22 protein-coding genes are annotated in these 25095 nt (G+C 45.5%); 9 read left to right on the top strand and 13 right to left on the bottom strand.

What is annotated here, in order from left to right:
• Positions 1-3 precede the first annotated feature (3 nt).
• A complete protein-coding gene (locus tag G358_RS0104470; protein ID WP_084662663.1) occupies positions 4-918 on the bottom strand; it encodes an ABC transporter permease in 915 nt (304 codons plus the stop codon).
• A gap of 129 nt (positions 919-1047) precedes the next feature.
• On the opposite strand from G358_RS0104470, the gene G358_RS0104465 reads away from it, so the two are divergent.
• Entirely contained in the window at positions 1048-1353 is a 306-nt protein-coding gene (locus G358_RS0104465) for a hypothetical protein (protein WP_019635998.1), read from the top strand.
• A 6-nt stretch (positions 1354-1359) separates the two neighbouring features.
• Positions 1360-3366, top strand: coding sequence for a beta-galactosidase (locus G358_RS0104460; RefSeq protein WP_019635997.1), 2007 nt, complete (start codon positions 1360-1362; stop codon positions 3364-3366).
• An 89-nt stretch (positions 3367-3455) separates the two neighbouring features.
• Here G358_RS0104460 and G358_RS0104455 read toward each other — a convergent pair whose 3' ends face one another.
• The 5 genes from G358_RS0104455 to tatA form a co-directional block, all read right to left on the bottom strand.
• Positions 3456-4076 carry a type 2 periplasmic-binding domain-containing protein gene (locus G358_RS0104455; protein WP_026342055.1) on the bottom strand — a complete coding sequence of 207 codons (621 nt, stop codon included), beginning with the start codon at positions 4074-4076 and terminating at the stop codon, positions 3456-3458.
• A gap of 35 nt (positions 4077-4111) precedes the next feature.
• Positions 4112-4258 carry a hypothetical protein gene (locus G358_RS32885; protein ID WP_157274254.1) on the bottom strand — a complete coding sequence of 49 codons (147 nt, stop codon included), beginning with the start codon at positions 4256-4258 and terminating at the stop codon, positions 4112-4114.
• 61 nt (positions 4259-4319) lie between these two features.
• The gene (locus G358_RS0104445; RefSeq protein WP_026342053.1) at positions 4320-4811 is read right to left on the bottom strand and encodes a type 2 periplasmic-binding domain-containing protein; all 492 of its coding nucleotides are present in this window, start codon (positions 4809-4811) and stop codon (positions 4320-4322) included.
• Between the two features lie 128 nt (positions 4812-4939).
• Complete coding sequence (locus tag G358_RS31540; protein ID WP_019635996.1) at positions 4940-5920, bottom strand: VanZ family protein; 981 nt, start codon at positions 5918-5920, stop codon at positions 4940-4942.
• A 334-nt stretch (positions 5921-6254) separates the two neighbouring features.
• On the bottom strand, positions 6255-6461 hold the full coding sequence (gene tatA, locus G358_RS0104435) for a twin-arginine translocase TatA/TatE family subunit (protein ID WP_019635995.1): 207 nt from the start codon (positions 6459-6461) through the stop codon (positions 6255-6257).
• A 201-nt stretch (positions 6462-6662) separates the two neighbouring features.
• Here tatA and ytaF point away from each other — a divergent pair, with 201 nt between their 5' ends.
• The 4 genes from ytaF (at position 6663) to G358_RS0104415 (ending at position 9671) form a co-directional block, all read left to right on the top strand.
• Positions 6663-7274 (top strand): sporulation membrane protein YtaF, encoded by a 612-nt coding sequence (gene ytaF / locus G358_RS0104430; RefSeq protein ID WP_019635994.1) that lies wholly within the window; start codon positions 6663-6665, stop codon positions 7272-7274.
• A gap of 144 nt (positions 7275-7418) precedes the next feature.
• Positions 7419-8186, top strand: a complete 768-nt coding sequence (locus G358_RS0104425) for a class I SAM-dependent methyltransferase (protein ID WP_019635993.1) — start codon at positions 7419-7421, stop codon at positions 8184-8186.
• Positions 8187-8404: 218 nt separating this feature from the next.
• Positions 8405-9355 carry a hypothetical protein gene (locus tag G358_RS0104420; RefSeq protein WP_420836043.1) on the top strand — a complete coding sequence of 317 codons (951 nt, stop codon included), beginning with the start codon at positions 8405-8407 and terminating at the stop codon, positions 9353-9355.
• 70 nt (positions 9356-9425) lie between these two features.
• Positions 9426-9671 carry an NHLP leader peptide family RiPP precursor gene (locus tag G358_RS0104415; protein ID WP_019635991.1) on the top strand — a complete coding sequence of 82 codons (246 nt, stop codon included), beginning with the start codon at positions 9426-9428 and terminating at the stop codon, positions 9669-9671.
• A gap of 310 nt (positions 9672-9981) precedes the next feature.
• Here G358_RS0104415 and G358_RS0104410 read toward each other — a convergent pair whose 3' ends face one another.
• The 6 genes from G358_RS0104410 to G358_RS0104380 form a co-directional block, all read right to left on the bottom strand.
• Positions 9982-11874 (bottom strand): sensor histidine kinase, encoded by a 1893-nt coding sequence (locus G358_RS0104410; RefSeq protein ID WP_019635990.1) that lies wholly within the window; start codon positions 11872-11874, stop codon positions 9982-9984.
• A 932-nt stretch (positions 11875-12806) separates the two neighbouring features.
• Positions 12807-13661, bottom strand: a complete 855-nt coding sequence (locus tag G358_RS0104400; RefSeq protein ID WP_019635988.1) for a carbohydrate ABC transporter permease — start codon at positions 13659-13661, stop codon at positions 12807-12809.
• 3 nt (positions 13662-13664) lie between these two features.
• Positions 13665-14636: a carbohydrate ABC transporter permease gene (locus G358_RS0104395; protein ID WP_019635987.1), complete on the bottom strand. Its 972-nt coding sequence runs from the start codon at positions 14634-14636 to the stop codon at positions 13665-13667.
• Between the two features lie 62 nt (positions 14637-14698).
• On the bottom strand, positions 14699-15895 hold the full coding sequence (locus G358_RS0104390; protein ID WP_240479933.1) for an ABC transporter substrate-binding protein: 1197 nt from the start codon (positions 15893-15895) through the stop codon (positions 14699-14701).
• Between the two features lie 206 nt (positions 15896-16101).
• Positions 16102-16278 carry a hypothetical protein gene (locus tag G358_RS32880; protein WP_019635985.1) on the bottom strand — a complete coding sequence of 59 codons (177 nt, stop codon included), beginning with the start codon at positions 16276-16278 and terminating at the stop codon, positions 16102-16104.
• Between the two features lie 83 nt (positions 16279-16361).
• Positions 16362-17162 carry a response regulator transcription factor gene (locus tag G358_RS0104380; RefSeq protein ID WP_019635984.1) on the bottom strand — a complete coding sequence of 267 codons (801 nt, stop codon included), beginning with the start codon at positions 17160-17162 and terminating at the stop codon, positions 16362-16364.
• A 531-nt stretch (positions 17163-17693) separates the two neighbouring features.
• Here G358_RS0104380 and G358_RS0104365 point away from each other — a divergent pair.
• From G358_RS0104365 to G358_RS0104355, 3 genes are read left to right on the top strand one after another with little or no spacing between them, the layout of a single operon-like run.
• Positions 17694-19115 carry a spore germination protein gene (locus tag G358_RS0104365; RefSeq protein WP_019635981.1) on the top strand — a complete coding sequence of 474 codons (1422 nt, stop codon included), beginning with the start codon at positions 17694-17696 and terminating at the stop codon, positions 19113-19115.
• A gap of 12 nt (positions 19116-19127) precedes the next feature.
• On the top strand, positions 19128-20204 hold the full coding sequence (locus tag G358_RS0104360) for a GerAB/ArcD/ProY family transporter (protein WP_019635980.1): 1077 nt from the start codon (positions 19128-19130) through the stop codon (positions 20202-20204).
• Entirely contained in the window at positions 20201-21310 is a 1110-nt protein-coding gene (locus G358_RS0104355) for a Ger(x)C family spore germination protein (protein ID WP_019635979.1), read from the top strand. The genes G358_RS0104360 and G358_RS0104355 overlap by 4 nt, the downstream gene beginning before the upstream one ends.
• 458 nt (positions 21311-21768) lie before the next feature.
• Here G358_RS0104355 and G358_RS0104350 read toward each other — a convergent pair whose 3' ends face one another.
• On the bottom strand, positions 21769-24996 hold the full coding sequence (locus G358_RS0104350; protein ID WP_019635978.1) for a hypothetical protein: 3228 nt from the start codon (positions 24994-24996) through the stop codon (positions 21769-21771).
• Positions 24997-25095 lie beyond the last annotated feature (99 nt).

The following is a 25095-nucleotide window of genomic DNA, read 5'->3' as shown; positions in this document are numbered from 1 at the left end:
CTCTCAATAAAGTCCGGCTTCACCGAATTTCTTGGCCAGCCAGTTGGAGCCGAGCACAAGGATTACACCGATGACGGATTTGAACAACCCGACAGCCGTACTATAGCTAAAGGCCCCCTGGGTAATTCCCAGCAAATACACATAAGTATCGAATACTTCGGCTACACTGCGATTCAGAGCATTCATCATCAAATAAATCTGCTCAAATCCGTTATCTAAAATCGTCCCCATGCGCAGGATGAGCAAAATGACGATCGTACTGCGAATGGAGGGCAAGGTAATATGCCACAGCTGCCTCCAGCGGCTTGCCCCGTCGACGATAGCCGCTTCATACTGCTCCACATCGACTCCAGCCAGTGCCGCAAGGAAAATGATCGTCCCCCAGCCGCATTCCTTCCAGATGGTCTGCAGAATGATCAGCGGCCTGAACCAGTCGGGGCTGGCCAGAAAGTCGATTTTCTTCCCTGCAAATGCATTCAGCAATTCATTGACCAACCCGCCTTCTGTCGTCAGGAACACATAAGTCAAGCTCGCTACGATAACCATCGATATAAAGTGAGGTACGTAGATGAGCGTTTGAATCGTCCGTTTGAAAAATGCCCGCCTTATTTCATTCAGAAGCAGCGCCAAGATGATCGGTGCGGGGAAGAAGAAAATCAGGTTGTACAAAGAGAGCACCAAAGTGTTGCGCAGCAGCATGAAGAAGTCCGGGTTCTGAAAAAAGACTTTGAAATGCTCTACCCCTACCCATTCACTTTGCCAAAAGCCGATAAACGGCTGGTAGTTTTTGAAGGCCAGCAGCACGCCCCACATGGGTACATATTTGAAAATCAAAAAATACAGCAGGCCGGGCAGCAGTAGAATATACAGCCACTTATCACGCTTAAAACGCTTCCATTTTGTTGCCCGCTTACTCATTAAAGGCTGCTGTCTTATTAAGCCGCTTGAGGGAGCCGCTTCTTTCAATCTGTTCACCTCCAAGTGTCATTCGTACTGCGGAAGGCCATTCATGTTGCGAAAGGCCGCTTCTACTGCGGAAGGCCGTTCATGTTGCGAAAAGCCGCTTGTGCTGCGGAAGGCCGTTCATGTTGCGAAAAGCCGCTTGTGCTGCGGAAGGCCGTTCATGTTGCGAAAAGCCGCTTGTGCTGCGGAAGTTTTTTGCAATCGATCGATGTAGTCTCATTATGGGTCAGCGCTTGTTTTCCAGCAATTAGACTTTCTTGGAGGCTCGGCAAGCGGCGCGGCAGCGCCATCCGTGCAAAAAAGTGCAAACCCGGCAAAACATTGCTATTGCCGGGAGAGAACAGCAAAGGCAGACTGGTGGGGAGAGATTTATTATCGATGGAGAGGTGAGGATAGGTGAATAAGAAGCTTTACCACGGGGCGTGCTTATACCCGGAGCTTTGGAGCCGGGACGTACTCCTGCAGGATATCGAACTCATGAAGCGGACGGGCATCAATGTCGTGCGTATCGGGGAATTCGCCTGGTCTGTTTTTGAACCGGAGGAGGGCCGCATCGACATCAGTTCGTTCGTAGAGGTGATTGGGCTGCTGTATGAGCATGGCATCGATACGGTCATGTGCACGCCGACGCCGACGCCGCCAATCTGGCTCAGCCATGGACACCCGGAGCGGATGCACGTGGATGAGCGCGGCACCGTGATGGGCCACGGCGCACGGCAGCATGCCTGCACCAATCATCCTTATTTCCGCGAGCGGGCAGCGATCATTACCGAACATATCGCCCGGGCTGTCGGCTCTTTACCCGGCGTCGTTGCCTGGCAGCTCGACAATGAGTTCAAGGCTCATGTTGCGGAATGCATGTGCGAGACATGCAAAGGCTTGTGGCACCGCTGGCTGAAACAGCGCTACGGTACGATTGATGCGCTGAATGAAGCGTGGGGAACGAACGTCTGGAGCCAGGCTTACCAGCGGTTCGATCAGGTGCCGCAGCCGGGGCCAGCCCCCTTCCTGCACAACTCGTCGCTGCAAACGATGTATCAACGATTTTCTATGGAACAAATCGCTGAGTTTGCGGACGAACAGGCGGCGATCATACGCCGCTACTCCCCAGCGCCGATTACGCATAACAGCAGCGTCGCCTTTCACGTCGACAACGAGCGGTTGTTCAGAAATCTCGATTTCGCAGCCTTCGATACCTATGCATCCAAGGACAACGCGCACGCATACTTGTTCAATTGCGATTTATGGCGCAGCTTCAAGCCGGGCACCGATTTCTGGATTATGGAGACAAGCCCGTCCCATGCCGCTTCATTGGAGAGCTGCGCCACCCCTCACCCGAACGGGTATGTGAGGGCGGAGGCCGTAGCGGCGTATGCCCTCGGCGCTCAGGCCTTCTGCTACTGGCTATGGCGGCAGCAGCGGACCGGCAGCGAACAGCCGCACGGCTCTGTCGTAAGTACCTGGGGCGAGCCGACCATCGGCCATCGTCAGGTGCTGGAGGTGGAGACGGCCAGAAGGGAGCTGGAAGAGGTCCTGCTAGAGACGAAGCCGATGCAAGCGGAAGTGGCGATGACATATTCAGACCGGGCGAAGGCTTTTTTTAGAACGGAGCCGCACCGCAAGTTGGATTACCGGGGACTCATGAATGATTTCTACAAACGGGTGTTATCACTAGGAATCCACCGTGACGTCCTTCCTGAAGGAGCCAATCTCGGCGGTTATAAGCTGTTGTTCACCCCCTTTCTCCCCTATGTATCCCCGGAGTATTTGCAGCGTGCGCTGGCATTTACCGCCAAAGGCGGCATTTGGATCGCCGGCCCGCTAACCGGAGGACGCACGAAAGAGCATACGATTCATACGGATGGGGGACTCGGCGAGCTGGAGAAATGGGCGGGGGTGAAGACGGTATTTACGTATCCCATGGAAGGTACCGGAACGATCGGGTTAGCCTTTGACGTGTCTGCCCCGCTCTCTTTATGGAGCGCCGTCTTCCAGCCTGTGGAGGGAGGAGCGACCGTTATAGGCAGCATTAGCGAGGGGCTGACACCAGGTCTGGCCTTCCTCACCGAGCATCGGCACGGCGATGGTAAAATCGTTATGCTGGGCTCCATGCCGAGCGGCGATGAGGGCGATCGGCTGCTGCGCCAGCTTATCCGGCACTATGCGAATGAGGCGATGGTCACTGTGCAAAGCGACGTGACCCCAGGCACAATTGTCGCCCCAAGGCGAGGAGCAGATGGGCAAACAGTATGGATCATCGTCAATATGGATGGCCGTGGTGGCAGCGTCACCCTGCCATGCAGAGGTACGGATGCGCTGACTTGCGATGAGCTTCAGCCAGGCCAAGTGACTGTGGATGCATTCGGATATCGGGCGATCCGTTTAAGCGAGAAGACTTCTTAGCTCCGGCCAGCTTCCTAGATTGCAAACAGGGACTTTCCCAGCCATTCAGGTAGAATGGGGAAAGTCCCTATTCAGAAGTGTTTTTATCGTTAATCCGTCTTCTCTTGAAGCAGTAGTTCCTGGCCCTTTTGCTCAATGGAGGTAAGCATTTCATCTAAGGATATTCCGCCTCGAAGAGCCTCGTTTACTTTCATTTCTGAGAAAGACTGAAACGAATCATAAAAGGATTGTGATATCTTCCTATTCGTTGTAGACAAATAAGGATTCATGCTGGGTCTATAAAACGCGTCTAAATTATATGCTGCATTGGATAATACCTCTTTTCGCGTTGGCAAGCTATCCTGCAGCGTTGATTTTAAAGCTGCTCTAGTGAATTCTTCGCTATTTATATACTTAACTACTTCCCATGCAGTATTAATATTTGTTGATTTAGCATTAATAGACACTACATATTGAATCCAAATAGAGTCTTCGCTTCCTAACTGCCCATCATTAGATGGAAAAGCAATAACATCCCACTTTGGCGTAGCTTCAGGGTTCAATTCTTCGGCAAATTTCAAATCTTTCAAGAAATGATGGCCTTCTACTGACATTGCTGCTTGATTTGTAATAAAGGGATGCTGCAGTAAGATCTCTCGATAGGTGATTCCCGGCTTGGCTCCCCCACCTTCAGCATAAATCGAATCGGATTGATACGCATTAAGCACCATTCGAAATACTTCTTTCCAACTGTCACTATTTATCGTTATTTTCGATTTTTAAGATCAAGGTAGGTTAAATTATTAGCTTCTCCGATATCCAGGGCAAGCTTGAATAAGGAATTTTGATTTGAACCAAACATAATGCCATGGGAAGATGTACTTTCCGGTGAAAATCTCTGCGCAAGCAGCATGATGTCCTCCCAAGTCATGTCGTCGTTTGGATACGGAATTTGGTATTGATCAAATAAATCTTTATTGTAAAAAAACAGCTTTTCCATAAAAATTGGGAGTTAACGCTAATAATCTTCCGGTACCTATAGAGCGAATGTAATCCGTTACTGCTGGGTGAATGTTTTCAAGATCAAACTTATCTTGAACAATAAGAGGATCCAAATCATATAATTGTTCTTTGTTCGAATATCTTTCTACTTGATCAGGATATAAGAATAAAATATCAGGCTGCTCTTCCTGGATAACCATGTCATATGCTTGCTCGATTTCCTCACCACTAGCTGTATTTGAGGTATATGGAAAAGGAATGACCTGAAAGTCGACGTTCGGGTACTTTGAAATAAATAATGAGCCGTAATTTGTAAAAAAGGCAGATTCGCTTTCGTACAATACTTTTACCGTTACTTTTTCCTTCGGATTTCCAATGGAATCATTTTTTATGATGTTGCATCCCATTACAAGCGTACAGATAGATATCAAAGCTACTTTTGTTAATAGAAATTTAAATTTCAATTCTGTTCCCGCCTTTATATTAAATCGGTAACTTTTTTTTGTTGATAGCCCTTAATCCCCCTTAAAAAGTCAATTTTTTAATGCTCAAGCCATTGAAAATAGATATTGATTTAATATAAGTTACTAATTTAATCTATGATACTAATAAGAACCGCCTCAGCAACTTGCTTATTTTCGTTCGATAACCAAACCCTAACCGAGGGAGCGGTATCTCCGGTTTCTAACAAGGAGGATATCTCAGCACTTGTTACTTCTTCATACCTGTTGATCACGGTATTTTTATCGGAAGAAATAGTTCTGGTAAATATTTTGGTTACGTCATTTATTTGTATTTGAACATACTCCTCGTCTGTTTCTTGTTGCTCTGTTGTTCGCACAGATTTAGGATTCATATACACTGTAATTTTATTCCCTTCAGCAGCTGCCAAATCTCCAAACAAATCTGCCTCTGCTTCATTCCATCCCGCCATTACCTCATTATTTTCATAAACATAATTGACCTTAGAAGTTGAGAAAGACAACAGCTCAGGCTCGACCATCCTAATAACGACGCCCCCAGAGAGTCCTGAAATCAAGAGGAAACCAATAAGAGACATAAGGAATTGATTCCGGGAAGGTGTTGATTTATAGAACCATTTATATATGCCTACACCTATAGCCCCGCCAGCGAAATTCAATAAAATATCATCGATATCGCTGCTGCCCAAAGCAATCACATACTGAATAACTTCGAGCGCAAATGAGGTCAGCAGCAGGCAAAGAAATGAAATACGCAAAGGCTTGTTGTGTGCGGCATAAGCTACGAAAATCCCTAAAGGAACAAAGATAGCTATATTCCCACCTATATTCGCCAATGCCCTTCCCATATCTATATTCTCGCTTGAAAAAAATTCAATAATCGTATTAAAAGGAATGATATTAATGCTTCTTAATGCTGGCATTATTCCTGTATGGAATAGTGCTGAGAAAGGAATGGTCTTAAACAAAATAATTTTAATGGCAATGAAAACATAGGCGATAAATAGCGAGTAAAATATAACAAGCAATAATCTGCTGGCACCGGCTTTTTCCGGGTTATTGCTCCATCTTCTGTTTAATTTAGGTTCCATCTTGAAAGTCACACCTTTCCTTAATTGGTTTTACATGTATAATCAAAAAGAAAACGTTTATTTTGCAAATTTAGTTACATCTTTCTTGTTTTACTTTTATTATGACATTAGGTACAGTAATCGCGCTGTTTTTGGAAAAGTCGGGGGTTGCAGATCTTTCTAGCTAATCTACGAAAAAAAATGCAAACATTGTCGACATATATGTTAATCAAGGCGTATTAAACGTGTTAGCCAAAAGGGCCCTCCAAAAAGTGGAGAGGCCCTTTTTATTTAGGTCATGACAATCCGCACAAACAAAAAAGGCACCTCACGGTGCCTCCCTCATTTCTATACATTAGGACTTGCTTGTCTCTTCAACAGCGGTAATTTCCTGAGGCTTATCGTCCTCTTCTTTATAATCCCCGCGGGCGCCTTTCTTAAATTCCCTTAACATCGTGCCAAAACTGCGTCCAAGTTCCGGTAGTTTGCTCGGACCGAACAACAGGAGCGCGGCAATGACCAGCAACAGCAGGTGCGTTGGCCGCAACAAGTTTTCAAGCACATTTATCACTCCTCGGATATATCTTATTGTAAATTATACTACTTTATAAGGCGGAAAGGGAACATTTATCTTAATAACTCAACTTTCGCAGTTTAAGATCTGTAACTAAGCCCTAATGTGCTTATGAAAAAATGCCCGGGAGAAACCAAAACCGATTTTTGGGCATATGCTGTGTCAAAGCGATGCAAAGGAGTGAACCTTTTGAGTTCATACAACCTGCTGGCAATCATAGCGATCGGTTTGGCATCCAATCTCGACAACGCCGGGGTCGGAATTGCATACGGCGCCCGCAAAATCCGGATCCCCTGGTATTCCAATCTGGCGATTGCTCTCATATCCTTTCTGGCCACTCTTGTATCGGGTCTATTCGGAAATATAATTTCTGCGTGGATCCACCCCTGGATAGGCCAATTGATCGGAACCATTGTTATTGTCGGTGTGGGGGTCTGGGTACTTCTTCAACCTTATATGGAAAAAAAAACACTGCAGGAAGACGGCAGCACCAATTCGTTCACCAGGCTGCTCCAAAATCCGGTGGAAGCCGATAAGGACAGCTCACAGTCCATCAGCTTGGCAGAATCCTTGCTGCTGGGCGTAGCCTTGGCTATGAATGCCTTGGCCGGAGGCTTCAATGCAGGGATTACCCAACTGAATATATATTACACTTCGATATCAGTAGGGGTGTTCAGCTTCATTTTGCTGGCGCTGTGTGCTGGATTCGGAGAGAAGTTCGCTGCCGAAAGGCTGGGTCAACGGGCAACGGTAATTTCCGGTTTACTTCTGATCTTCATCGGCTTCCGGCAAATGTTTTAAGTTGGAGTAACTTGGAGCAGATCGCCTAATAGGAAAAACCTATCAATGATATTCGAATTATATATTTAATCCATTTTCAATTATATGCCAAAATAGAGAAAGCTACTGAAACAGTGCTATCATTTCCTATTAGGAGGAATATTTATGGAATCTACGCACGCTTGGAAGCCTGAACTGTATGATCAAAAGCTGGGGTTTGTTTCAAGTTACGGGAAGGATCTTGTCAATTTGCTTCATGCGCAGCCGGGAGAGGAAATTTTGGATCTCGGTTGCGGAACCGGGGATTTAGGCTACGAAATTCAGCAGTCCGGCGCGAAGGTGTTTGGAATCGATTACTCCCCGTCTATGATTGAACAGGCCAAGCTGAAATACCCGCAGTTGGCCTTTATGGTTGGAAATGCAGCGGACTTTTCCTTGGCTCGGCCAGTAGATGCTGTATTCTCCAATGCGGCCCTGCATTGGATCCAGAATGCCGACAAAGTCATAGCCTGCGTGTGGGATGCTCTTCGAACAGGCGGGCGGTTTGTCGCTGAATTTGGCGGCAAAGGAAATATCGACACGATTGTGGACAGTATTTGTGAGGTGCTATCCGAATATTATGGAATCGATGGAGCAGCTCGCAATCCCTGGTTTTTTCCAAGCATCGGTCAATACAGCTCCATGCTGGAAAAACAAGGCTTCCGGGTAACCTACGCCGTTCACTTCGATCGCCCTACCTTACTGGAAGATGGAGAGCGCGGTCTGCATCATTGGCTTAATGGATTGGCAGCGGATGATTTCTTCCACGGTTTCACGGATTTGCAGAAGACGGAAGCTTTCGATCGCATATGCGCCGTCGCCAGGCCCAAGCTTTTTAAAGACAACAACTGGTTCGCGGACTATAAACGGATTCGCATCGTGGCCATAAAATAAAAATTTTAGCCTTGAAATAAAATAGGCTTTGAACTGAGAGCATCTTTAGGGATGCTCTTCAATTTTATTCAAGCAATTTTCATACTCTGGGCCAAAACTGTCAGATTTGTAATTTGCAGAAGATTCATTTAATCTATAATTATAGCAACCGGATTACTCTCGTCTTCCTTGCCTAACGATAATTATTTTGGTGTGCCGGGCTTAAATTATGATGAGAGGTGTTAAATTTGCAATGGCTTTCTAATTATGAAGACGATTTGCAGCAAGCTTTCGCTGAAGCAGACAAATGCTTATCCGCCTTCCCCCCTTCCTTTAGGCAACCAGCTCAAGATTTCCTTGACCATTTCCACGTAATGAAGGAAAATCGCGCCAAAAATTACATTTGCTATCTGCTCCCTTTTTGGCTGCAGGAAAGCTCTGGCTTATCCGCTTACCATTGCCGTCGTATAGCTGCCGCGAACATTTTTGGGATGATGCATTATCATCTCATTGATGACCTGATGGATAACCCTGAGGCAAAGGTTAAACTTCAGCTCCCTCTTGCCGACCTGATTCATTTCGAATTTTTAAACATTTACAGAGAGTATTTTCCCGCCTCTTCTCCCTTCTGGCTTTATTTCAAAAAATATGTAGCCGAATGGGCCAACGCGGTAACGCATGAGAACAGCAGCGACTTTTTCCTGGAAAGTCCGGTTCGTGTTGCTCACAAAGCTTCTCCTGTTAAGCTGTCTGTGACATCCATTTGCTTGTTAACTAACCAGGATCAGATGATTACCTTGCTCGAAGATAGCGTGGATACCGTCCTTATAACACTGCAAATGCTGGATGACTGGATGGATTGGGAGAAGGATCTTAAAGAAGGCAGCTATAATTGCCTCGTCTCACTCATTCATGCCAAGCAGCAATTGCCGGATCATCGCCGGCCGACACCGGATGAGATAAGACAAGCTATATTTACTCAAGGCATTTTACTAGAATATGCAGAAATAGCTAAGGCTCATCACGACCTGCTTGCAAACGTCCGCCCGTACGCCCCGCACCTTTATGACTTCCATGAATACCTCCTTCAAAATGTTCAGCAAGCCGCAGATCAGATTGAACAACAAAAGAATTTTCTGGAAAAAGGGGGGCTAGAACACTGGCTGGCGCAGGCATTGTCAAATTCCTAGCTTTTTACTTCGATTAATGTTATAATATGTAAGAATCATAAACCATTTTTTCTGAGAAAGGGTGATCTTTATGACAACATCAGGAGCTCTCCTTCAAACGCAAGTAATCCAGAAAGCATGGCAAGATCCTAGCTTTAAGGCCAAGCTGTTAGCCGATCCAAAAGCAGCAATACAGGAGGCGCTGGGGGTTATAATTCCAGATCACATCAAAGTTAAGACAGTTGAGGAAAACTCCGATGAGTTTTATTTAGTACTTCCTCCAAATCCGTCAGACGTAATTAAGAGTGACATTAAACCAAATGTTGCATGGATGTAAGCTCTCCAACATCAATTGCTCTGCTGCCTGACCGCCGGTCCAGCGAATCCCTTATCAATCCTGGACTACTCTTGCGATTGGACAAGCAGAAATACTAAGCAATCATCAAAGCCGTTTCCGCACTGAACGTAGTGCAGAAACGGCTTTTTAAATTATGGGGACCCTTTTGTTAATCCCTTTAGCTAAGCCGCTCCTTAACTGTTCCCGATCATGAATGCGAGAGAGGCGCCATCTACTTCATATCAGGAAGCCCTCCTCCCAGGTAAGCACAGCCGGTGAAATCAGACAATATAAATAAAAAAGCTTCCCATCAAGGCTCTTTTGACGGGAAGCGAATAATTGCTTCGGTACCAACTCCTTTTTCACTTAAGAATTTGACTTCCCCTTGCATCACTTCGATAATTCGGAACGTAACCATCAGACCTAACCCTGTCCCCTTCGTTTTGTTGGAGAAATAGGGTTCTCCCAAACGCGCCAATACATCGGAATCCATGCCTTCACCGTTATCCTTAATATGAACAAAAACCGAATCATTATCTTTATAAGCCCACACCTGAATATCGCCCTCACCTTGGAGGGATTCGATACTATTCTTAATAATGTTGATAATCGCCTGCTTGAACTTCGAAGAATTTCCCTTAATGAATAAATTGTTAGGAATATTTACGTTGATTTTACCTCCCTGAAGATTAGCCATAGGTACTAGTATACCTTCTATATGTATAAACTCTTCCAGCAAATTGAGGGTGGTTACTTTACCTACCTCCGGTTTAGCAAAAGTAAGGAAATCGGTAATGATGTTCGAGGCGCGATCAAGCTCGTCCAGAGCCATATTCAAATAAACCTTATCCGAGTTTTGTTGTTTCTCTGCCAACAACTGAAGAAATCCTCGGGTCACTTGCAATGGATTTCTCACTTCATGGGCTACTGAAGCAGCCATCTCACTGATGATTTCCATCTTCTCGGAACGCTGCAATTCATTGTTGAACATTTCCAGCTGTTTGGAATATTCCACGACCTGCTCATGATTTTCCGCAAATCTTCTTCCGAGAATAATGATAAGTGAGATTAAGAAGCTGACGACGCCCCATTTCCATAAATATAAATCATAGTAAGAATTCTGTGAATAAAACCAAATCAGCTCTCCTAGTCCCAGCCCCGCAAAAATTAAAAAGCCTATCGTAAATATAACAGCATCCTTATTTTTCTGAATAGTATAAACTGTCGTCACACTAAGAAGCAGCAAAAATTGTACGATCATAATATATCCAAGCAGCTGAGAGGTAATAAAGCTGTAAAAAGTTAAATATTGGCTGGAGGTAGCCTCATTCATTATGAGAACGAGAAAGCAAAATGTTGAATAATATATTTGAAAGTTTCTAAATCTCCGAATTATAGAATAGTAGCCTGCACCAAACACTTTCTCAAAGAAAAATGTAAATGTAGGCAAGAGCACAAAGAGCGCGGCATCGAATAAAGTTGCATATAATTTTCCTATATCTTCAAATAACCAGTATAAAAAGGAGGAATACGTAATAACGATAACTCCGCTAGAAAGAAATACACCGCATAGCGACAACCATATAGTCAAATTGTCCGACCTAAGAAATATAGTACAGGCGAGCATAATTATTGCAATAAATATCAAAGTACTCCCTAATATAAATTCGGCGATGTTGCCCTTGACATATTTTTGGATCAGTTCCTGATAAGCACCGATCTGAATTTCATCCGGGATCCCTATTCTGTTTCGCGAGGAAACTCCGATATAAAGGTCTTTATTTGAATCTACATGATCGAGCGGCAGTAGCAGACTATTAATCTCATACGTATAATTACGCTCTGACTCATAAATTTTCATCCCGTTTAAAATCACTACGATATGCTTGCCATAAATTTTATCAATAAGAATTGTCGACAAGCCTGGCCTAAGCTCCGGCAGCTTAATTTTGATCCATTGTGAGGTTGAACCCTTTGGTCTTTCGGATGCGGGGGTACTCGTTGAAGTCATCGTCCAACCTTGTAGCTTCTCCAGTTCTTGCTCAGTCATATTCGTATCAAATTCATTCGTCCACGCAATTTCCCATTCATTTATCGTCCGCTCGATCGTTTCCTTGCCGCCGGAGCTCTCTAGCAAATACGCACAGTAAGCAACAAACAATAGTCCACAAAAGATGGCTATGGCTTTGAATAAACCTTTCATTTCAGCACCCCTGCCAAGTAAAAATAAAAAATATTTTTATTATTCTCATATATTATTCGATATTCTCTCGCTTAAGCCTTCAATATTCTGGAAATACACAAAATTTTTCATCATATATTGTCATTTGCAGTTAACACTTCTTGCAATTCGAACTCGTCATTTTTTCGCCACTTTTCGGTTAAAAAAAGAATGACAGGTAGTCAACTTTCAACGTAATTTCCTCCGGCAATATTTCGGCCCAAGGTGCTGGATAACGTTTCAAAGAAACTCCGGCAGACTTTATTTGGAAACAGGGGAGTAACATGTCGAGACTTTTCCCGTCCTTCGCCCATCCCGGCCGTAATCCCGTAATTCTGCAACAGCTTTGCTGCCACCGCTTTAAAGCTGTTCAAAAGCTTTGGATACAACTGCTCCAAAGTGTTAATATACCATGACTTTACTTCCGGGGATAGACGCAATTCGAACCGTTCCATCTTCTGATCATGAATCGTAAGAACCCACGTATCCATATTATCAATTTAGTACGGGTATAAGAGATTGCCGCAACGAGCTCCTTGAGAGACTTTAGAGCGAGCTTGAGAGACGAAGATGACACCGCTTTCATCTCCCTTCAGAAGCGGCTCCATCGTTCCGAAGACAACAATGCCTCCTATGTACATTCAGAATAGAAGGCATCTTGCCCGGGTGCTCCGTCGGACCTTTCCTCATAAAACCACGTATGCTGATTATTCAAAAGAAGCAAGAAAAAAATCGCTCATTTTGTAAAGTGTTTGTAATCCTACAAACTTACAAAATGTAGCGATCGTTTATAAAATCTATTCAAACACAACAAAATGTTATATGCAGCGTAGGGTCACGGCCAACCAAGCAGGCCCCGAGTTAATCACCTTACGCCACATTTAGCTCCATCTTCGAATACGAATGTGACTGAGTTATTCTTTCACGCCTCCCAATGCTACCCCTGCAATAATATACCGAGATAACAGGAAGTAAACGATAAACAGTGGTAAAGCCGTCAAGGCCAGCCCCAGGTAGATTGTGCCGAACTCCAACTTGTATATGTCACCGCGGAGCAAACTTACCATGATCGGCATCGTATACAGCTCTTTCTTGGTCAGCAAAATGAGCGGCATAAACAGGTTGTTCCAGTTGCCTACAAAGGCAAAGATAGCCTGCGTCGCCACTGCCGGTATCATCAACGGCAGGATGATTCGGTTGAATGTTTTAAATTCACCCGATCCGTCTACGCGCGCTGCTTCCACGATTTCTATCGACAGCGTTGCCAGCAAATATTGGCGCATGAAGAACACCACCGCCGGCGCCGCAATTGCAGGCAGTATCAGCGGAAGGAAGTTGTTCGTCCACTGCAGTTTATACATAAACTGATAGAATCCGATCGCACTTGCCTGAGCAGGAATCATCATCACGCACAAGATGAAAGTAAAGAATGCGTTGCGCAGTTTCCAATTATAGGTCACTAGCCCATAAGCCGCCAAGGACGAGAAGTAGACCGTTAAGATGGTTGCCGAACTGGAGATAATGAACGAATTCAGGAATCCTTGAATAGGATCGAAGCTCTTGCCGAGCAGCACTTGCAAGTTGCTTATTAAGTGAGTGGAAGGAATCAGCGAAAGACCGCTTTGGATTTCAGCTGTAGAACGTGTGGCGTTTACAAACATGATCCAAAACGGAAAGATGCTGAGGATCGCCAGAAAAATACAGACAATATAGATAATTGCCCTGGTAATCTTTAAACCGGCGGTTCCGCTTCTCTGAGTATTTTCCATGTATTACACCTCTCTCTCTACTGCTGCACGGGCAGACTTTCTATATTCCTTTTCCGCTTTCTTCAACTTTGCCGCATCACGGTCGCGCATTACGTAGAACAGTATTGCAGACAGGAACGCCGCGATCGCAAACAGGATCATACTCGCCGCTGCAGCGCGATTATATAAATAGCTGCCCTTAAACGCTTGCCCATAGATGAACATGGTCGTGGTAAGCGTGGAATCGTCTGGCCCGCCCAAAAGGAACAACTGTGGAATATCGAACATCGTTAAACCGCCGACCATCGATGTAATCAGCGTGAACAGCAATATTGTACGCAGACTCGGCAGTGTAATGCGGAAGAAGGTTTGAAATCCGTTCGCACCGTCGATTGACGCAGACTCGAATAGAGCGGGATTTATGCCCATAACGCCTGCAATAAGGATGATCAATGTGTTGCCGTACCACATCCAGAACTGGATGAATGACACAATGCCGCGCACTGTCGTCTTATCCTGAAGGAAATAGATCGGAGCATCGGACAATCCCAGCGACTGAAACAAACTGTTGATAGGGCCCATCGGATAGGCAAACATCGTGCTGAAAAGTATGGCGATCGTACTTGCAGTAATAATATTAGGCATATAGAACAGAACCTTAAATGCACCTTGTCCCTTTATTTTAAGGCGCTGATTCGTGAACCATGCCGTAAGCAAAAGCGCGAGAACAATCTGAGGGATGAAGTTGACAATCCAGAGCAGGCCCGTGTTGAACAGAGACTTCCTGAACGAGGGATTATCAAAAATAAGATCTTTGAAGTTCTGAAATGGATTATCGAGAATTTGGATTGGTTTTGGAATTAATCCTTTCATGTCTGTGAACCCGATAACTAAGGTGTATAAAATGGGATACAAAGAGAAAATTAGAAATGCAACCACAAACGGAAAGGTAAAATAATAACCAAATCTCGAATAGTTGACAACCTTGCGGCGCATGCTCTCACCTCACTAGTTGATATGAAGGGGCGGGGGAACTCCCCCGCCCCTTGCGCTTCTTCTTATTCGCTATCAATGTCAAGCTGGTCTTTGACCTGCTGTTTGAAGGTTTTAATTGCACTTTCACGGTCTTTGTTGCCTGAGGTGTACTCACGTACTTGATCGCGCCAGAGCAGATTTATCGACTCATCGAATTGAGTCAGGTTTTTACCTGAAGCATTAGCGTTTGCTGGAACGAACACGTCAAACATGTTCTGTCCGCCGAGCAGTTCAACTTCGCCGTTGGACTTCGACATTACGACGGAGGATGCAACACTGTCCTTCGTACCTTGCTCGCCGTCCTTCATCGTACCGTTAGCCCAGAAATATTGAAGGCCTTTCTCAGATGTATCCAGCGTAACCCATTTAATAAAGTCGGCAACTGCTGCCTTCTTGGCCTCGTCCTTAGTCACCTCATTGTTGGCTAGCAGCCATGTACCACCCCAGAAGAAGCCTGTTGGCGGCTCAGTAACAGCCCAGTCGCCATTAGTATCTTTGACTTGATCGTTCATGACGTAGTTGATGAGCCATGCTGGACCGAAGAAACCAAATATCGGTTGAGTGCCAGTGCCGGACATATCTGCAAACCATGCTTCCTGCCAGTCCCGCGTATCGTTATGATAACCATTGTCTTTCAGCTTCTTGGCAAGATCAAGGAACTCTTCCCGCTTCGGATCGATATGAAGCTTTCCATCAACAATCCAACCCTTGTCAGAACTGTTCTCGATGGCATGCCACATATCGCCGTCTCCCGATACGATACCGTAGCCTTTGGCTTTCAGCTTCGCAGCTGCATCGAAGAATTTATCCCAGCCAGGGCCAATTTCATTTTTGATCGTGGCTGGATCGTCCGTACCAAAAGTATCTTTCGCAAGAGAGCGGCGGTAGATAAAGGCTCCGCCTGTTGCTTGGTAACCTAGGCCTTTCAGTTGGCCGTCTTTGCTGCCGATATCAACGGAATATTGAGCGATGCCCGCATCCTTTACCATTTGATCGTCAAGGCCCAGGTCCGCATAATTGGCGGCATAAGTGGATGCGTCGCCTTGTGTATATTTGAGCACGAACGCAGCTTCAGCCGCATAAATGTCCGGGGCATCTTTACCGCCCCCGGCCAGTGCCTGGTCAAGTGCCGGCTGATAAGCACCATCGGTAGTTGCTATAATCGTAGTTTTGAATTCCACGTTCGCATCAGGATGGGTTTCCAAATATTTTTGCGTCATGTTCGGAATCTCATCCGTGAAGCTCCAGAGATTAATAGTAACTTTCGGTTTTTCCCCGCCTTTGGAAGCCGAACCATTGTCAGTTGTTGGGGCTGTATTGTTTGGTGAGCTCGCTTCCTTTGAGTTTCCGCCACCGCCACACGCTGCAAGAGCAGTTGACATTAAGAGCATTAAAGAAAGTCCGACTAAAACACGCTTCATTTTTTTCATACTTTGCCTCCCCTTTTTTTTGTTTCATTGTTTTCTTGTAACCGCATACACATTATAGAGCCTATAGTACTAAGACATAAGGGACCTATCTTTAGGAATGCTTCCTCTTTTTTTGGATTTTGTTCTAGTTCTCCCATAGACTCACCACTTTCAAGAAGATTTCTCACCGCCATTACTGGCGCATTCTCCTTTATTCCTGCCGCAAGCTGTTGCAATAAAGAATACGTCTATTAAAGGAATTCCCTTTGCGGAGCCATTATTGAATGTGGGCTACCATTCCATTCCTCATGGACCGGTACTGGCCCGGACTCATTCCTTCGTATTCTTTAAACAGCTTATTAAAATATTTGACACTCTGATAGCCGATACGTTGTGCAACTTCTGCTATAGTCAAATTTGTTTTCAGCAGCAATTCCTTCGCTTTTTGCAATTTTCTGCGGGTAACGTATTCGCTAAAATTCATTTGGCATTGTTCTTTGAAAAGCGAGCTGAAATAACTCCCGTTCAGATGTACATGCGCAGCGACTTCTTGCTGGCTAATTGCCTCCTCTATATGCATTTCAACATATTGCATCGCCTGGCGGATCGGCTCGCTTAATCCTGCTTCCTCATTCCTGACGGCCATCAATTTCGGATCAGTCATCTTCCGCATGTAGTCGATATCATCCTGCTCTTCCACGACCTTTAGTGCATCCTCCACCGAGGCAATCAACTTTTCCCGGCCGATCGGCTTCAGCAAATAGTCCACTACGGACAAACGAAGCGCTTCCTGGGCGTACTCAAACTGGGCATGGCCGGAGACGAGGATAACAGATGGCTGACGCTGAATACTTTTCTTCCTCAGTTGGCTAACTAAAGCAAGACCACTGATCTCAGGCATACGTATGTCCGTTATCATCAGTTCCACGGGAGTCTCCTCAAGAATTTGCATAGCGGCCCCTCCGCCGCTTGCCGTAAGGATCTCATATTGTCCTGCCGCCCATACCCTAAGTATTTTCTTCATACCTTCTCGCGATCTCGGTTCGTCATCGACGATGAGAATCGTTCGGGTCCTCATGGCGCTTTACCTCCTCGGATAGAATTTTGGATGTACAGGTGTTTGGCTCTTCCGATTATTGATCGCCATTATCAGACTCTGTTCTTTCTTTCTATAAAACATTGAAGTCTCTTTAAACACTTTGGCTGTTTCCGACACCGGAACCTTTAGAATAAGAATCATCCCGCTATCCTCTCAATTCAATCGGATTTCCCTCCAATCCCTGGTATTCCCCCTTGTCCCTTTCATCGATTTGCTCGTTCAGTCTTAACCTCTGGTCATTTCGTTCCAAGATAACAATAAGGGCAGCCCCTAATATCAACATTAAAGACTGCCCTCTGGTTGTTATAAATTGTATTATCTTGCGACCAAGTACTTCCTTTTTATCACTGAATAACCACAAGATCAAGTTTAAAATATTCTTACGTTCCGGTGCTATATTCTTCTGGTGACACGCCAATATATAGAGAGAGACGTAAATAATAAATGTATATAATTCCATAAAAAGCACAATATAACTCCTGAACTAGTAACACATGAAGGGGTTTTTCCATGAAGAAGAAACCAACCGATCGGCCTTCCCCAGAACATGTCATTTCCGAATTTGAAGACTGTGCAGATTTTGTTCATCACACCTATTTAGACAATCAAATTGACTTGCTCTACTGTAGTTCCCTGATTGATGCGAACAGTCTTTATCGAAATGTTGTCGAACCTCTAGTGCATATTCAAGTAATGGATTTGCCGCGTTTATTAGACCAACCCAACTTCAGCCTAACTACAGACAGTAAATTATTGGTGATCGAAATCGCATCAGGACAAGCCGCTTTATTTTTCCAGGAGAATGCTTACCTTATTAATGTTGCTGGATATAAATCACGGTCAGTATCTCAATCGGAGACCGAAAGTGTAATTACAGGCCCGCATGATGCTTTTGCTGAACAGGCTGAAATTAACTTGGCGCTGATCCGAATGAGGGTCAAAAGCTCACATTTAAAAGTAGTCAAAATATCCGTGGGAGAAGTAACTAAAACAGATTTCTATCTTTTATATATTAAAGATCTGGTGAACATGGATTTTGTGGAGAAGATCAAGTACCGTGTGTCTAATGTTGAAATGGACTCCGTATTTGATACTAACATGCTGCTCCAATATATTGATGACTCCCCTTACTCCATTTTCCCGCAATTTCTTACGACAGAGCGGCCGGATGCAATCGCCTCAAAGCTCGTGGCGGGTAGAGTTGTAGGCATGCTGAATGGGAGCCCGAGCCTCTTCAGTGCCCCAGCCTCCTTCTTCGAGTTTGTTTCCTCTTCCGATGATTATTATCAGCGCTGGCTGCTTGGCAGTGCAATTCGACTATTAAGATTCCTGGCGCTTGTTATCACCCTTTTATTTACAGCGATCTATGTATCTGTGACAACATTTCATTATGAAATGATTCCAGAGAATTTGCTTATTACCTTGACGGAATCCAGAAATAAAGTACCTTTTCCTCCTCTTTACGAAGCACTTTTCCTGGAGATTACAATTGAGTTGCTTCGAGAAGCAGGGGCCCGTTTACCTACTAAGATTGCACAAACTATTGGTATCGTAGGGGGGATCGTAATCGGGCAGGCAGTCGTTCAGGCGGGTCTGACCAGTAATATTCTCATCATAGCAGTGGCGTCTTCTGCCATCGCTTCGTTCGTGACCCCGGTATATATTATGAGTGCCTCAGTTCGGCTGCTGCGCTTCTTTCTTATTATTTTGGCAGGATTATGGGGGAATTTTGGAATTGTCGCTGGAATCGGGGCTATCGTGATACACATGAGTGGACTTACCAGTCTGGGAACATCCTATTTGACGCCTATCGCCCCATTCAAACTTAATGATTGGAAGGACACATTTATTATTGCTCCTTACAGATTTTTGATCGAGAGACCATCACAAAGCAAGTCGCCTAATACCGTCCGGAATAAAATGAAGAAATAAGGAGAGGCGGACATGACAGAAAAACTTTCACCATTCCATGCAACCATCCTAATTTATATGAGCCAAGTAGGTATGGGAATTTTCACTCTTCCCCGGTTGTTAGCCGAACAATTTGGTACCAATGGATGGTTGGTGCTGCCTATTGCCTTTTTACTTTCCACCTTGAATATATTGTTAATTGCGATCGTTTACCATCTTGGACAAGGCAGATCCATATTCAAAATCCTGGAGCAGTCCATTCCTAAATTCATTTTATATCCTCTCTATTGGGTATTGATCGGGATTTGGTCGGCAACCGGGTGCCTGATTGCAAAATACTATATTATTGTATTTCAAATGGTAGCTTACCCCACTGCGAATCCGACCATTTTCAAATTCATTGTAGATGTATTACTTTTCCTTCTCATTATTAAAGGGATATATAATATTGCAAAAGCCGCTACAATCTTCTACTGGCTAACGGTTCCATTACTTTTATTAATGCTATATTACTTCAAAGATTTCGAATGGGCACGTTTAACCCCCTTTGTCTTTCGTGATCATCATATGTCAGTATCTGGTGCGTCAAATCTATACTTTAACTTCATTGGGTTTGAGATGGGTTTATTGTTTTTTCCTTATATTAACCGGAAGACCAAGCTGATTAAATCCTTATTAGTTAGCAATTCAATGGTTTCCATTGTATACATCTATGTTTGCTTTATCACTTTCGGATTTTATGGTTATAAGCATTTAAGCACCATACAATTTCCCATCCTCAACATCCTTGCCTATATTCAGTTGCCATTTGTTCAGGGTACGGAAAATTTATTTTATGGTTTCTTCCTTTTTTCTATTTTAATCACCGCAGGTATGTATTTATGGGCAGCATTGGAAACGACTCACACGATGATTCGTGCTCCTAAGAAGCTTTTGGCCCTTTTTTTAGTTATAGCGGTCTTTGTCATAGCACTAATTCCCGATACACTCGTAGAAGTGATGAATTGGTCCAGCAATTTAGGGTATCTGTCAACAGGTATCGCTATTGTGCTCCCCGTTCTTTTGGTTATCTTGCTGCTGACACAAAGAATAAGAGGTGAAATTACTTGAACAGGCATCAAATATGGGTACTCCTAGCTGTAGTGCTGCTTTGCGGGTGTGGCTCCGATGAACGAATTATTGATAAAATCGGGTTTGTGCAATCTACCTCGCAAGACCTGTTACCCGATGGACAGCTAAAAATTGCAATAAGTGTACCGATTGCTAACCCGGAAATCAAAGAGGGCCGGGAATTTCTGCAGACGGTGGCGATCAGCAATAAGGTCGGCCAAATGAAGCTGGCCAGACAGACAAATCTGAAGTTAGTCAGTGGACAATTACGTCTAATTCTATTTGGCCGATCACAAGCAGAGCAAGGGATCTGGGATAGTATTGGTACGTATTACCGAGATCCTACCGTGTCCGAAACAGTGAAAATTGTCATCGTAGACGGGGATGCTGCAAGCTTACTCAGCAAAGATTATGAGTCTTTTCCCCGAACGGGAAAATATATCGACGGGGTTATTGCAAAAGAATCAGGTGAGCATATCATCCCGAAAACTACGCTTTATTCCTTTTTAAGAGACTATTACAATGACGGACAAGACCCAATTGCACCAATTATCAGGAGTGAAACGGACAGCGTTGCTGTTCAGGGTATCGGGCTATTTCGTGATGACAAGTATGTTGGTGAAATCAATTCAGAAGAAGGGATCATATTTACTTGCCTCTATAGAAGCTTCAAAAGGGGTGAGTTCACTGTCAATTTAACTGAAGAATCCAACAAGATTGTATCAGTCTTTTTCGATTCTCTACAAAGCAAGAGAATGGTTAAATTAGTACGAACAAATCCAGGAAATCCTGAGATCAAGCTCCATCTTAAAGTAAAAGCATCGGTAGTTGATTATCCAGGTGAATTAACCCTTAGTAACCATGGAGATTTGCAAGAATTTGAGCGAAAGGTTTCCGAGGAAATGACCCGACGAGGGAATCAGATTATTAAGAAACTTCAAGCGTTAAAGGCCGATAGCCTCGGCGTTGGGAATTTTGTTCGAAACAGCATGAGCTACAAAGACTGGAAGGAAATGAACTGGAGAGAGGAATATCCGAAATTAAACATTACATGCAACTTCACATTTAAAGTAAAAGACTATGGATTCCAGCATCGGCATCATTAAAGGAGGCAGCCAGGGAAAGAATATTCTAAAACAACTGGCAAAATATTTAATAGAAGAGAACACTTGAATATTCCAGCTGCCGATGGCATTCCCTCCAGATTTAAAGCGACAGTTAGCCCGGAAGGTTTATAGTACAATCCGATCACATCATTCTGACTGATTCAATTGTACTTAGGGATTAAATATGTTGCGAATGTTGCGGAATAAAGAATAGGCACTTTCCCCAGCATCCATCATTGGCTAACTGCAATTGAGCTCGCGAATCCAACGAAAAAGCCAAGAAGAACAGTGACTATAGTCAAGTCCCCTTGGCTCATGCCCGAAACCCGTAACACGCCACCACATCGTGGTTTATAAAAACCAAAGTAGTTCAAGTGTGTATTTAAAGAAGAGGCGAGTCAACACAGGCTAACATTGGTAAACAATAATATACTGCATATTACATGTACACTAAGAAATTAGTTTAAATAAATATCGATCGCTGCCACAAGGCCATTCCGAATTTGATGCGCCAGTTCACCGCTTATGACATCACCGGCGGTATCGGCTTTAGAGCCATTTATCTTCGTTAGCCGAATTCGCTCAACCGCCGCTCTACCCGGGCCGAATGTGTCTGCCCGGCGCGGATTATAGTAGGTCACTTTTGTGCTCCCAAGAAATTTAAATGCGACTTCCCCCTGCTCATCGAACAGCCAGCCTGGCAGCGCCGGCTTAAAGGCAAGCTGCAAACGGCCGTCCTTAACACTGAACACCTGACTGCCCATCATCATTTTGATCCACATGCTGATAAACTCCGCGGTCGATCCGCTCAGGCGGGCTACAAAACCACGGCCGTGAACATGAGGGTCAGGGTTGACGCTCGTAGCGATAAACGACGAGTTCTCCAATGTGCTGCGGCCGTAGACCGCAGGATCCATGAACGGAACCAGGGACGTCTTCATTTCCGCGAAAAACTGCTCATACAACCCGCTCTTCAGCAGCGCCAGCAAATATTTATAGCTCATGTGGAGGAACACAGACTCCCGCTCCAGCCAGCCCGGCGTAAACGCACGAATCCGGCCGATTTCCTGGGATTCGCCATCCAGGCTTACCGAGGTTTTGTACATCTGGATTTCCTTATCGAACAGATCGCTCTGCCGGATCAGCTCATACGCTTTCTCAGCTTGCGCCTTGTCGCCGATCGTCTTCAGCCAGCGGGCCGGCCCCTCAAGGAAGTGCGGTAAAGGCTTCGCTTCGAACTTCTTTACGATAACCTTCGGCAGACCATAGCCGCTAATAACAGGTTTGCCCTGCGCATCCGTAACCGGCTCGTATTCCACCGCTTCGAAGACGAAATATGTCGGTGTCAGGCCATCACCCAGTTGAATAGCCCGCTCGATGCCTCGGTCGATCTTGTCCAGCATTTGCTTGTAAATACGCCCAGCCTCGCTTAAAGAAATCTGCTTCAACTCACCGCTGATTCCGAAGCGAATCTCGTCGCGGTACTGCTCGCGAGCGGCAGCCACTTGGTCCCAATAATCGAACTGTTCAAGCTCCCCGGCGTATTGGCGCTCCATTAACAAGCTTACCCGCTCAAGCAGCTGATGCATCTCTGCTGGAAGCTCTACCTGCCGCTCGCCGTATATTTCGCTTGCCCCGATCACCAGGTTCACGATCCGTTTCAGCTCGAACGTCTCGCTCATTCCGGAGCCGAACAATCCTGGCAGGCCGTTCATCGCATCGTTCCAGCCTGGCTTGTCGCCTTCCATTTCCACGCCCATGCCATAGGGGTCAAGCGTCGCGAATTTGTTTAGCGACAACGAGATCAGTTTAACGAACAGGTTCGTGCGGAATATCTCGCCCGCTCCATGCTTCGTTTTCAGCCAGTTCGTATCGTTAAGGGACAGGCCGAATCTCTTCATCTTCTCCTCATCATGCACCAGCGCTCCGTATTGGCGTACTTTTGTTCCGTTGATGACATATTTCTCGCTTCGAGGGAGCACTCGTGCCGGACTGTCGAAGAACGTATATACCTCCTCCCCGAACAGCAATATCTCTTTGCGATCGGGGAAAATATCCAGGTATCCGTCAACGAGATCCATATTGTACGTCCAATGGTCCGACCAGTACCCTTCGCTAAAAGCGGCTTCGATATTCTGCTCCGCCAGAGACAGAATTCCCGTTAGAATCTCCTCCTCGCTGCGCAACAAACCTGCGTTCTTGTCCGCCAGCATGGAGATGACTTTACCCGGCGTGAATTTGCCCAGACAAAGGGCCTGCAGCTTCTCGGCGATCTGCGTGTTCGATACCGAAGTCTTCACCCACACCCCCAGCCCGGCTGCTTGCTGCTCCGGCACCGTAAAGCTTGTTCCCTCTACGCCAAGCGGGTTGTAGCCGTCCGCCTGGATCAAGCTGAAGAACGTTACGATATTAAACGTGCCTACCCGCGGATTGAAGTAAATGTCGTTTCTGCGATTCTGGTTCGCGTCGCGGAAGTTCCCGTTCCCTTGGGAATAATATTCTGGCGCAATCGAGAAGAAATTGTAATCGCGCTCTAAATCCCCGTGCTTGCGGGAGTACAAGTGAATGACGAACCCATCTCGGCCGTTCTCGAACAAGAACGGATAACCACCGCGGAGAAAGTTATCCATATAGCTTTGGCGGCAGTACGCATCAAAAAGCGGCGAAGACGTCCGGGTCGCGATATCTTCGGTCAGTTCCTCCGTCAATTGGGCGGCTTCCGCCTGCTTCGCGGCAATATAGGCCGGAGTGGCAATCGTCGGAGCTTTCTCATTCAAACGCTCAACGCTATCGATATGTCCGACCAAAGTATATAGCGTAGTCGTCTCGCCAGCTGCCAATTGCACAGATACTCCCGTAAAACCGCAAGGTACTTTGTTCGTGCAATACTGCTGCTCCACCGTCAGCTCGGCGAGAGAGCGCTCGGCAAAACGGTCCGGAAATGCCAGGGACGTATTGTCGCCAAAGATGATCTGGAAGTCGACGATCGGCTTGACGATTTTGCCGTCCTGGCCGAACGAAAGATAGAAGTGGCCGCTTTGCACCTCGCTCACTTCCGCGCTGTCGCTCGTGCTAGAACGTACGCGATAGTAGGGAATGTTGTTGTCCCAATTGTACACTTCCATCCAGCTCCTAAGCAGGTTCCCGGCTTCCTTATATCCGGCATTCTCTACGCCGTAAGGCAGAATTTCCGGCAGGCCGTCCAGCACCTCTAGCTGCATCGGCTCCCCGGAAATATTGGTGATCTCGACTTTTCGCACCAGAGCGGCATAGTCGTCGTTCGGCACTTGGAAATAAGTCACCTTAATTCCAATCCCCTGCTCTTTGTTTACTTCCTCGATCCCGATCTCGTTCGGTAAAACAACCATTTTCCGCTCAGCTCCGGCATCCGGAGCCGCGCTTTGAAACGGCTCATAGATTCCCTTGGCGCCTTCCCGCTTAATAAAGGTTCTGAAGCCTTTGGATGATACCGATTGGTACGTAATGCTTGCTGGAGAGAACTCCACAATCGGGCTCTTCTTGTCGCGAATACCGAAGCTGCATACCGCCTGGCCGCGGTTGACATAGAACGTCCACATCGGAATCCCCTTCAGGCCTGCCAGACCAGGAAGAAAGCTGGAGAAAGGCTTGGCCTTATCGAACTGCTTAATGACGAATGAGTTCTGATCAAATGAATAATTAGACATACTACTACCTCCATAAATCATTTTGTTTTCAATCCATCGGTTCATAACATATTTCCCCGCCACCAAAGCTTCGAAACCGGTTTCGATTTATCGAAAAAA

Source organism: Paenibacillus fonticola DSM 21315 (assembly GCF_000381905.1).
In the GTDB taxonomy this organism is placed as follows: domain Bacteria; phylum Bacillota; class Bacilli; order Paenibacillales; family Paenibacillaceae; genus Fontibacillus; species Fontibacillus fonticola.
The sequence above is the reverse complement of the archived record's forward strand: the minus strand, read 5'-3'. Positions and strand labels throughout refer to the sequence as shown.